We start from the raw sequence: 11,661 nt of genomic DNA on the forward strand, positions 1-11,661 counted from the left end.
GGTGTTTCTAGACATCTTCCCTTGACCTGATCACTGTTTTCAAATTCGCGATCTTCTTTTTTGTCACTTGCATATCATCAATATAAGTCACCTGATGTTTTTCAACCATTGAATCCATTTCATCATGGTAACTATACCAGATATGAACGTCAAAAGTTCCTACAATTTTAGGAATCTTATTTTTAATGGCAGCTTCATAATGATGATTGGTAATCCAACATCCTAGTATATCATCAGGCAAATGATTCAAAGTAAAATTATAAGTATTCCTAGATAATTTCTTTCCTTTCGCCACAATCGCTTTAGTATAAATCTCTCTAATATTATGACTCATAAACCCACCTCTATATACTATATGATAAATCTAACGAATTACCACATTTTTTTGAGATATTTATTCATCCTCCCCTTTAAGATGTAAGATAAAATCTTGTAATGATTCTAAATATTGACATGCTTCTAACCCATCCATTTGTACATGATGGAATTGAAAAGAGATACGTAAAGTAAACTTTTTCTCCTTTTGACGATATTTTCCCCAAAGCAAAAAGGGATTATTATAGATACCACTATACATATTCACGATACCATCAATATCATATTGAATAAGACTCGATGTTCCAATAATCATAGCGTCTTCCATTTCATAATCCTCACAACTTTGATAAACCTGGTGTGTCAATGTTAAATAGTTTTGTTCAAAAGTTTGTAAATCATCATGATAAGGAATATCACATGTACTTAACTCTCCATTTTGGTTACGAATAATGACATTAATACCTATCTTTTCATAGGACATCATCGTTTCACCAACAGGCAATAAATAAAATTCTTTTTGACGTGAAGCGACATAACCAATACAATAACACATCAACATATTTAATTTATGTCCATTATTTTTTAATGCCATTAAGGGTGTTATATCTAAAGTCTTAAAAATAGTTACCATCGGCATGGGTGCTTGATGGTATAATGTCCAGCTTTTAGCACGAGGTGTCTGCAATGGATCAATCTCTTTCATCTTGATTCCTCCTTAAAAAAGATACTTCCAGCGAAGTATCTTATTGATTATGAGATGGTGTTGAATCTTTTAACACAACATCATGTGCGCCACCTTCAACAATACTTGTTGAAGATACAAGCGTAATTTTTGCTTTTTCTTGTAATTCAGGGATTGTTAATGCACCACAGTTACACATTGTTGATTTGATTTTCGCAAGTGTTAAACCAACATTATCTTTTAAAGGTCCTGCATATGGAACATATGAGTCAACACCTTCTTCAAATGAAAGTTTTGCATCGCCACCTAAATCATAACGTTGCCAGTTTCTAGCACGAGCACTTCCTTCTCCCCAATATTCTTTCATATATTGTCCATTGATATTGACTTTATTTGTTGGTGATTCATCAAAACGAGAGAAATATCTTCCTAGCATAATGAAATCGGAACCCATCGCTAAAGCTAAAGTCATATGATAATCATGAACAATTCCACCATCGCTACAAATAGGAACATAAATACCTGTTTCTTTGAAATATTCATCTCTGGCTTTGGCAACTTCAATAGTGGCAGTTGCTTGTCCTCTACCGATACCTTTTTGTTCTCTGGTAATACAGATAGAACCTCCACCGATACCGATTTTTACGAAGTCAGCACCACATTCAGCTAAGAATCTAAATCCTTCAGCATCAACAACATTTCCAGCACCAACTTTTACACTGTCACCATAATGTTCACGAATCCATTCAATTGTTAATTTTTGCCATTCACTAAATCCTTCACTTGAATCGATACATAAAACATCAGCACCAGCTTCCACTAAAGCAGGAACACGTGTTGCATAATCTCTGGTATTGATTCCAGCTCCTACAACATATCTTTTTGAATCATCTAATAATTCATTAGGATTAGATTTTCTTGATTCATAATCTTTTCTAAAAACAAAATATTCTAATTTTTGTTCATCATCAATAATAGGTAAAGCATTTAATTTGTTATCCCAGATAATATCATTAGCTTCTTTTAATGTCACACCGCTTTTTGCAGTTACTAATTTTTCAAATGGTGTCATAAATTCAGAAACTTTTGTATCTAAAGACATACGAGAAATACGATAATCTCTTCCTGTTACAATTCCCACTAATTTTCCATTTGGTGTTCCATCTTCAGTAACAGCCATTGTAGAATGTCCTGTTTTTTCCTTTAAAGATATAACATCCTGTAATGTCTGATAAGGTGCAATGTTAGAATCGCTTGGAACAAATCCAGCTTTGTAGTTTTTCACTTTTCTAACCATTTCAGCCTGCGCTTCTACAGTTTGAGATCCATAAATAAATGAAACCCCACCTTCTCTTGCTAAAGCAATTGCCATTGTATCATTAGATACAGATTGCATAATCGCTGATACAAGAGGAATATTCAATGATAATGCTGGTTCTTCACCCTTTTTAAATTTAACTAATGGTGTTTTTAAACTTACATTTTTTGGTTGACACTGGGCACTTGAGTATCCAGGTACCAATAAATATTCGTTAAATGTATGTGATGGTTCTTCAAAAAAATATGCCATAATTTCTCTCCTTTTCCCTTTTATTGTCATTTATTGAAGAAATTATATAGAGTTTTCGTTGTTTCGTCAACTCTTTTTCTTCAATTCCAAGTTAATATCATCTTGAATTTGATTTAATAATGTATTAACTTCAATCTTTAAAGCCAAATAATTATAAATAAGTGGATTTTCATCAAAATCCTTTTTTCATTTGATATTCCTGAATGATTTCTTGACAATCTTCTTGACGATGTTTTGCTTGAACAATTTGTCGTTGTAAATGTTTTAATTCTTCCTCTAAAGCCTTTAATTCTTGATTGTTTTGTACAAGTGTTTCATATCTTTGATATTCTTTAACAATTTCCTGATCTAAAATCCATTGATTTAAAGCTTTAGACTTATCTTGAATATTTTTATTCAATTTCTTCACCTTTTAAAGCCCATGTTTTCACTTCCGTAACACGCACTGGAACAATTTTACCGATATGTTGAGGATTACCTTTAAAATTAATTAACTTTTGATGTTTTGTATATCCTGTTAACATATCATCATCTCTTTTGGAAGTCCCTTCAACTAAGACTTCAACAACTTGATTGAGATACTTTTGATTTTGTTTTAAAGCTTTTTCATTAACCAAATCATTTAAACGATATAAACGCTGTTCTTTTGTATGAATATTAATATCATCATCCATTTTTGCTGCTGGTGTTCCAGCACGAGGAGAATAGATAAATGTATAAGCTAAATCATATTCACAATATTCATATAATGAAAGCGTATCTTTGAATTGTTCATCTGTTTCACCAGGGAAACCTACAATAATATCAGTTGTAATTGTACAATCTGGGATTTTTGCCTTGATTTTATCAAACAATTCTAAATAAGCCTCTCTTGTATATCTTCTTCCCATACGTCTTAAAACATCACTGTTTCCAGATTGAACTGGTAGATGTATAGCTGGCATGATATTGTCATAACGTGCAATGACATCAATCATCTGATCACTAAAATCCCATGGATGACTCGTTGTAAAACGAATACGTGGAATTTGTGTCTTTGCTACATCTTCTAATAAAGATGCAAAGTCATAATCATCATCAAAATCTTTACCATAAGAATTGACATTTTGACCTAATAAAGTAATTTCTTGATAGCCTTGTGCTTTTAATTCATTGACTTCTTCAAGAATCTCATCTTTTAAACGTGATCTTTCTTTTCCACGTGTATAAGGAACAATGCAGTATGTACAAAACTTATTACATCCATACATAATATTAACCCACGCTTTATAAGGATGGGCACGATGGCTCGGTAAGTTTTCAATAACATCTCCTTCTTTAGACCAGACTTCTAAAACCATTTCTTTATCCAACATCGCTTGTTTTAATAAAACTGGTAAACGATGAATGTTATGTGTTCCAAAAATCAAATCAACTTGTGGATGTTTTTCTAAAATCTTTTGAACAACAACTTCCTCCTGTGCCATACAACCACAAATACCAAAAATAATATTTGGATTCGTTCTTTTCACTTTTTTCAAATATCCAATTTTTCCAAAAACTTTTTCTTCAGCATTTTCTCTAATCGCACAAGTATTTAATAAAACAACCTGTGCATCTTTGATTTCATCAGTTGGTGCATATCCCAAACTTTCTAAAATCCCTGCCAAAGTTTCACTATCACGTTCATTGGCTTGACATCCATATGTTTGAATAAAATACTTTTGTCCTTGACCAATTCCCACCATATCAGCTGGTATTTCATAAGCATCTTTGATATGATGAATTTCATCTTTTCCTCTATGTTTGGCATCTTTTAAAGATGGACCTTTAAAATATTGACTATAATCTTTCATTTTCTCACCACTCTCTGCTCTATTATATCAAATAAATCAAAATAGAAAAGAAAAAAATAAGGACATTGTCCTTATTTTTTTATCCAAAGAATCCATCTGGTTGAATTGAGAAGTATAAAACTCCACCTTCAGGTGTTTTCTTAAATAATCCTTTGCAATATGAAGCTGCTTCATCAGGGCTTAATTCAGTTTCACATTCAATTTCAGCTTTGATTCCTGTTTTCTTTACAAATTTACATTTAACTTTATCATCTTCATACCCATCAAAAAAATCAATTAATTTTTGAACTTGAGCAGTAGACATTAATAATTTACATTTTGCCATAATATTTCCTCCTTAGTATCACATTTCTATTATATCACTTTACTAAAAAAATAAAGCCTTTTCATTTCATTTCTACATTTAAACGTAGCGATGTTATCACTTGATTATCAATTGTCAAATCATAGAATGAAGGGATGCAATAAATTTCATATCCACTTGGTGCTATATATCCTCTTGAAATGGCAATAGCTTTCATCGCTTGATTGAGTGCAGCTGCCCCAATCACCTGAATTTGAACTTTTTGATGTTCTCTTAATAAACTTGTTAATGCTCCTGCAACCTTACTTGGTTGAGAAGTCGACGATACTCTCATCATTTCCATAAAAATTCCTCCCTGCTTTTAATATATGAACAAGGAGGAAAAATATACTTATAATGAATGATTTGGATCAATACAAATTCTTTGAATTTGTGTACATTGGTTTTGGTCATTAAAGGTTAAAAGAGTCGCACGTAACTGCCCTTCACTTTCAGCAATCTGAAAAGGAGTCATAATTCCCATTTTCATACGTTTAATAATACTGTCAACATCACAACCAATCGCACTATGATAAGGACCAGTCATTCCCACATCGGATTGATAGGCCGTTCCTTTTGGCAAAATCTTTTCATCTGCCGTTGTGACATGTGTATGTGTTCCCAAAACAGCTGAAACCTTACCATCTAAATAATATCCTAAAGCGACTTTTTCACTTGTCGCTTCAGCGTGGAAATCAATGATATGGATATCACTTTGATCTTTGGCTAAGATGTCATCTATCGCTTCAAATGGATTTTGTGATTTTCCATCCATAAATGTAATACCCAACAAATTTGTAACTCTAATTTTACGATTTTTAAAAAGAATTTCTCGGCTTCCTATACCTGGTAAAGCTTTTGGTTGATTATAAGGTACTATCAAACGATCAGCTTCATCAATATAATCAAATAATTCTTTTTTCGCAAAAGTATGATTTCCCATTGTCATGAAAGAAATACCTTGAAACAAAAATTCGTTATAATGTTTTTTAATCAAACCTTTTCCATGTGTTGCATTTTCAACATTTGCAATGACAAAATCAATTTCATATTTTTCTTTCAACAAAGGTAAATATCGTTCAATCATTTCTCTCCCAATTGCTGAAAAAACATCTCCAATAAAAAGAATATTCATTTTCTCTCCTACTTTCTAAAAAAAGATAGGTATCCCTATCTTTATTTGGCAATTTCATTCGCACGTACTTCACGAATCACAGTCACTTTAATATGTCCTGGATATGTTAATTCATTTTCAATCTTATCACGAATATCTCTTGCTAATTGATGACTCGCTAAATCATCAACCTTATCCGGTTTCACGATGACACGAATTTCACGTCCAGCTTGAATCGCAAAGACTTTATCAACACCATCAAAACCTTTAGAAATTTCTTCCAGTTTTTCAAGACGTTGAATATAATTTTCAATTGTTTCACTACGACTTCCTGGTCTTGCAGCTGATAATGTATCAGCAGCTGCCACTAAAATAGAAATCACACTCGTTGGTTCAACATCACCATGATGTGATTCAATGGCATTAATAACAGTTGCATTTTCACCATATTTCTTAGCAAATTTGACACCTAATTCAACATGGCTTCCTTCCATTTCATGATCAACTGCTTTTCCTAAATCATGTAAAAGTCCTGCACGTCTTGCTAATTGTTGATTCAAACCAAGCTCAGCAGCCATCATTCCTGCAAAATGAGCCACTTCCAATGAATGTTGTAAAGCATTTTGACCATAACTTGTACGGTATTTTAATTTTCCAATTAACATCACAATTTCTTTATGAACACGTGATAATCCTAATTCAAAAATAGCATCTTCTCCTGTTTTTTGAATCACTTCACGAAGTTCATTTTTTGTTTTTTGAACGACTTCTTCAATACGTCCAGGTTGAATTCTTCCATCACGAATCAATGTTTCTAATGAAAGACGAGCAATTTCTCTTCTAATAGGATCAAAACATGAAATCGTAATGGCTTCAGGTGTATCATCAATAATTAATTCTACTCCTGTCGCATTCTCAATGGCTTTAATGTTTCTCCCTTCACGTCCAATAATACGCCCTTTCATTTCTTCACTTGGTAAAGCCACAACATTGACAGTTCTTTCAATCGTTTCTTCTTGTGAATAACGATTAATAGCTGCCGCAATAATATCTTTGGCATATAATGAAGCCTTTGATTTTGCTTCATCTTCTTGTTCTTTGATATAAGCTGTGACTTCTTTTGACATTTTTTGTTCAACTTGTTTAAATAATTCTTCCTTTGCTTCATTAGCGCTCATTGCTGCAATCTTTTCTAATTCTGAGATTTTCTCATCAATTTGATTTTTCAATTGAGCCTCTAATTTCCCTAGTTCTTCACTTTTCTTTTCCAATTGCACTGCTTTTTCTTCCAAGACATCTTCTCTGCCTTGTAAAGCAATATCTCGACGATCAATATTTTGTTCTCTTTGCAATAGTTTGTTTTCAAATTTAGTAACTTCTAAGCGTTGTTCCTTGATTTCTTTTTCAGCTTCAAGCTTATATTCATAAGCTTGTGTTTTAGCATCAAGAATAGCTTCCTTAACTATATTATCAGCCTTAGAGTTCGCTTCTTCAACAATTTTAGCAGCATCTCCATGAGCTTTTGATACGCCTAATTTTGTTAAAATAAAATATAAACCGAATCCTAAAGCGACACAAAGAACATAGGTAACAATAGTAAGAAGGTTTGCATCCATAATATTTTCCTCCTATTTCCTATGACAAATTTCTAGTTGTGCATCACACACATAAGATATTATACCGTATTTTTGTGAAATTGACAATAAAATATCAAAAGATTGCACATAACCTAAACTGATTATAAAACAAAAAACCAATATAGATGAATATATTGGTTAAGCTGCTTCAGATTCAAATATCTGAGTTTTAATTTTTTCTTCAATTTCAGACATAATTTCAGGATGTTCAGCCAAGAAAATTTTTACATTTTCTCTACCTTGGCCAATCTTTTCACCCTGATATGCATACCAAGCTCCAGATTTATCAATAATGTTATGAGCAACTGCTAAATCAATAATTTCTCCATCTCTAGCAATACCCTTACCATAGATAATATCTACTGATGTTGTTTTAAATGGTGGTGAAACTTTATTTTTAACAACCTTAATGTTCACTTTATTTCCAACAATATCACTACCATTTTTAATAGCTTCACTACGTCTAATTTCAATACGAACCGAAGCATAGAATTTTAATGCACGTCCTCCTGTCGTTGTTTCTGGATTACCATACATCACACCAATCTTCTCTCTTAACTGATTGATAAAGATAATCGTACATGATGTTTTGTTCATAAGCCCAGATAAACGACGCATAGCTTTAGACATCATACGTGCCTGTAACCCAACTGAGTTATCGCCCATTTCTCCATCAAGTTCTACTTGAGGTACCAATGCGGCAACAGAATCCACTACAACCAAGTCAATTGCATTACTTTTGACCAATGTTTCGGCAATCGCCAAACCTTGTTCACCACTATCTGGTTGTGACAAAATCAACTCATCAACATTAACGCCTAAATTCTTGGCGTAGACAGGATCAATTGCATGTTCAGCATCAATAAATGCTGCACGTCCTCCCTGCTTTTGAACTTCAGCAATCGCATGAAGTGTCAATGTTGTTTTTCCACTAGATTCAGGACCATAGATTTCAATAATACGCCCTTTGGGATACCCACCAATTCCTAATGCTGCATCCAATGTTAGTGAACCTGTTGGAATGACGTCAATGTCCACAGCCACACGATCACCAAGTTTCATAATTGAACCTTTTCCAAATTGTTTTTCAATTAAATGAATGGCATCAGTCAATGCTTTATCTTTTTTATCATCAACTGACTCTGTTTTTTTCACTTTCTTTTCTGTCATAAAATATTCCTCCTACTATTTATATACAACACTTTTTTTCGAAATTACTTCAAAATTTCTAAAATTTTTTCAATTCCTAACAAAATAGCCTGTTTTTGAATATCATCACGACCTCCAGAAAGATGATAACAAAAAGTATGAATATGCTTTTGATAAGCAATACCAATATAAATCAAACCAACTGGTTTTCCTTCCATTGCTGATGGTCCAGCATTACCAGTAAAAGAAATACAGAGATCACAATCAAACATCTTTTGTCCCTGTATGGCCATCAAGCCAGCAACCTCATTAGAAACAACTCCAAATTGATTGATGACTTTTTCATCAATATGCAAAACATCTCTTTTAATACGCGTCTGGTAGCTAACCAACGAACCACGATAAACAGCTGAAATGCCACTAATACTCCCTATCGCCTTCGCAAAACCACCTACAGTAAAACTTTCAACACTGCTAATGGAAATCTGTCTTTGTATCAATAATTGTGCCAATTCTTCCATCTTACATACTCTCCATAATATATTGGCGATTCTTCATAAAATAATCAACGCCACTCACAAAAGAAATCACTGTTGCCAGCCAGATCATGATCTGATCCATTGGAATATGCCAATAAGCAAAAACAATATTATTCAACAATAATAGACAAATTGCAATCATTTGTGTCATTGTCTTTGCTTTTCCTAAATAACTAGTAGCCAAAACAATATTTTTTGACTCGCCACCAAACGAATAGCATCGACAATGGTATCTCGAGAAATCATTATAATAGGAATGATAATATGAATATCTTGAGATGATGCCAATAATAACAAAGCTGTATTGACAATCAATTTATCAGCAATTGGATCAATAAACTTTCCAAAAGTTGTTACCAAATGATGCTTACGTGCAATATAACCATCAAGATAATCAGTCAAAGCTGACAAAGCAAAAATCAAAAACAAAACAATATCCAACAAAGACAAAGATGTGGATAAAATCTGAAAAACAGGTATTTCAATACCTAATGATTGATAAGGTATTAAATAAACAATAATAAATAATGGGACACTCACTAAACGAATCGTTGTTAATCTATTAGGTAAATTCATATTATTCCTTCTCTAATGTTAAAATCAAATCAACAGGACGATCCTGATTGGTATTCTTATCTTCATCAGTCAATGGAACTTCCTGATTATTAATATAATAACGATGTCCTCTATTATTACCATTACGTAAATCTAAACTTTCAAAATCATTCACATCAAAAGTCAATTCAACCGTTTCCGTTTCACTATCTTCATTTTCATGATATATCTTTGAAACAAACTGATCATAAACTTCATCATTGACTTTCATTTGAGCCCAACAAGGTGCATTGTATTCAATCTTTAATGTAAAAGTCGATGTTCCTGCTGGCAATTGGAAATGGTAATCTAAGAAATCATTTCTTGTAAACTGCACTGTTGCATTTTGCGTTGTTGGATTATTGGCATCTGGTTCATTTGTTGATGGTGTCTCAGGTTGCGTTGTTTCTACATTACCTTCCACTGTCATCTGATTTTCTGGTTTTGCAGGTTCACCACTTTGTGAACGTGTCGCATATAAACCATACCAAATAACAACAATAACAAAACATACCAAAACCAAAATGATAGCCGTACGAATAATTGTAACATGTGATTTATCTTCATAAACAGAAGGTTTTCTAGCTAATTGAGGTGTTTTAAAAGAAAATTTTTTCCCCTTATTCACAATTTCTTCATTATGATCTTCAGTTTTTTCTTTTTCTTTTAAATCTTCTAGCTCAATTTCTCGTGTCAATTCGATATATTGTTCTGTCAATTGCTGTGCATCCATATCCAAAGCCAGTGAAATCTTCTTCAAATACATCTTCACATAAGCTTCATCACCTTTATATCGATCAAATTTACCTTTTTCTATATCTCTTAATACAGCGACTGAAATTTTCGTTTTTGCTGATAAATCTTCAATCGTCATTTTTCTATTTTCTCTTTTTTGACGAATATTTTCACCTAAATTATCCAAAAAAATACCTCCTTATTTCCATAAAAATGTCCCTTCAATAATAAACATATTAAACCATAAAACCATTCTTTTGACAATACCAACACTATTATTTTATGAATTTATGAACAAGTTATGAATTTTTCATAACACACCCTATATTTTATTGATTTTTTTACAAAATTTACCTTTTTATATTTCAGGCAGAAAAAAGTCGACATTTCTATCGACAAAAATTGCTCACTCTGATAAGCCGAGTTCTGTTTTTCAACCGATTATTTATCTATGCATTGCATCTTCATGTTCGTTCGTTTCCTTACATGAAACTCCCCTACCATAATTTGGGTTTCATCCTTGCAGAGTTTACCTCTTTTCACTCTTTTTTCAAAAGACATAGTTTCTGTGGCACTTTATGACTTATCAACCATACCTGAATGGCTTAGGTCTTAGGTCTGTCGTTAGCTAAGCTACCTGCATTTATTAGATGCAGTACAAACACTACAATCATCACAGATTGTGGATGCCCGGACTTTCCTCTATTTCTAGCAATCGGTTCTCATGAGCATGTTTATTTTACTCAAAAAGTCATAAAAAAGCAATCATTATTTATTTTTATAAACTTCTTTTTCTAAATTAGAGATTCTTTTTAATAAATCTACATTAGATGAAAGATTTTCTTCCATAGAGCGTAAATTATCTTGTTGAATCATTTGATCTCTTTCCATATTTGCCATTTTCATTTTTAATGCTTCATTTTCTTTTTGAAGATTTTCAATCTGTTCATATGATTCATTCAACATATTTGCAAATGTTTCATAATCCTCTTTAACTGTATCTAAAAAATAATCTACTTCAGTTGCACTATAACCTTTAAAATCTATTTGAAAATGTTTGTTTAAAATCTTTTTTGGACTTAATTGTATTTTATTTGCCATATACATCACCTTTCCTCCACCATATTTTCACAAAAAATAATCGT

13 protein-coding genes, 1 other RNA gene and 1 pseudogene are annotated in these 11,661 nt (G+C 32.4%); all 15 read right to left on the reverse strand.

The window, feature by feature from the left end:
- Positions 1-7 precede the first annotated feature (7 nt).
- A complete protein-coding gene (cotE, locus tag NMU03_RS18280) occupies positions 8-334 on the reverse strand; it encodes an outer spore coat protein CotE (RefSeq protein ID WP_494337159.1) in 327 nt (108 codons plus the stop codon).
- A gap of 60 nt (positions 335-394) precedes the next feature.
- Positions 395-1,021, reverse strand: a complete 627-nt coding sequence (locus NMU03_RS15690) for a CatA-like O-acetyltransferase, family 2 (RefSeq protein WP_290139732.1) — start codon at positions 1,019-1,021, stop codon at positions 395-397.
- Between the two features lie 40 nt (positions 1,022-1,061).
- Positions 1,062-2,570, reverse strand: a complete 1,509-nt coding sequence (locus NMU03_RS15695; protein WP_290139733.1) for an IMP dehydrogenase — start codon at positions 2,568-2,570, stop codon at positions 1,062-1,064.
- A gap of 172 nt (positions 2,571-2,742) precedes the next feature.
- Positions 2,743-2,970 carry a YlbF family regulator gene (locus NMU03_RS15700; protein ID WP_290139735.1) on the reverse strand — a complete coding sequence of 76 codons (228 nt, stop codon included), beginning with the start codon at positions 2,968-2,970 and terminating at the stop codon, positions 2,743-2,745.
- On the reverse strand, positions 2,963-4,405 hold the full coding sequence (miaB, locus tag NMU03_RS15705; RefSeq protein WP_290139737.1) for a tRNA (N6-isopentenyl adenosine(37)-C2)-methylthiotransferase MiaB: 1,443 nt from the start codon (positions 4,403-4,405) through the stop codon (positions 2,963-2,965). Before miaB ends, NMU03_RS15700 begins: the two co-directional genes overlap by 8 nt.
- Before the next feature lie 79 nt (positions 4,406-4,484).
- Positions 4,485-4,730: a hypothetical protein gene (locus NMU03_RS15710; protein ID WP_205089026.1), complete on the reverse strand. Its 246-nt coding sequence runs from the start codon at positions 4,728-4,730 to the stop codon at positions 4,485-4,487.
- A gap of 61 nt (positions 4,731-4,791) precedes the next feature.
- Entirely contained in the window at positions 4,792-5,052 is a 261-nt protein-coding gene (locus tag NMU03_RS15715) for a stage V sporulation protein S (protein ID WP_290139741.1), read from the reverse strand.
- 48 nt (positions 5,053-5,100) lie between these two features.
- Positions 5,101-5,883, reverse strand: coding sequence for a TIGR00282 family metallophosphoesterase (locus NMU03_RS15720; protein WP_290139743.1), 783 nt, complete (start codon positions 5,881-5,883; stop codon positions 5,101-5,103).
- Between the two features lie 41 nt (positions 5,884-5,924).
- Positions 5,925-7,478 (reverse strand): ribonuclease Y, encoded by a 1,554-nt coding sequence (rny, locus tag NMU03_RS15725; protein WP_290139745.1) that lies wholly within the window; start codon positions 7,476-7,478, stop codon positions 5,925-5,927.
- A gap of 159 nt (positions 7,479-7,637) precedes the next feature.
- Positions 7,638-8,669, reverse strand: a complete 1,032-nt coding sequence (gene recA / locus NMU03_RS15730; RefSeq protein ID WP_290139746.1) for a recombinase RecA — start codon at positions 8,667-8,669, stop codon at positions 7,638-7,640.
- A gap of 44 nt (positions 8,670-8,713) precedes the next feature.
- Positions 8,714-9,169: a CinA family protein gene (locus tag NMU03_RS15735; RefSeq protein WP_290139748.1), complete on the reverse strand. Its 456-nt coding sequence runs from the start codon at positions 9,167-9,169 to the stop codon at positions 8,714-8,716.
- Between the two features lies 1 nt (position 9,170).
- A pseudogene (gene pgsA, locus NMU03_RS15745) lies at positions 9,171-9,763 on the reverse strand (CDP-diacylglycerol--glycerol-3-phosphate 3-phosphatidyltransferase).
- Position 9,764: 1 nt separating this feature from the next.
- A complete protein-coding gene (locus NMU03_RS15750; protein WP_290139754.1) occupies positions 9,765-10,703 on the reverse strand; it encodes a helix-turn-helix domain-containing protein in 939 nt (312 codons plus the stop codon).
- A gap of 225 nt (positions 10,704-10,928) precedes the next feature.
- Positions 10,929-11,244, reverse strand: an RNA gene (gene rnpB / locus NMU03_RS15755) — RNase P RNA component class B.
- A gap of 40 nt (positions 11,245-11,284) precedes the next feature.
- Positions 11,285-11,617, reverse strand: a complete 333-nt coding sequence (locus NMU03_RS15760; RefSeq protein WP_290139756.1) for a DivIVA domain-containing protein — start codon at positions 11,615-11,617, stop codon at positions 11,285-11,287.
- Positions 11,618-11,661 lie beyond the last annotated feature (44 nt).

The organism is Allocoprobacillus halotolerans, from assembly GCF_024399475.1.
Lineage (GTDB): Bacteria > Bacillota_I > Bacilli_A > Erysipelotrichales > Coprobacillaceae > Allocoprobacillus > Allocoprobacillus halotolerans.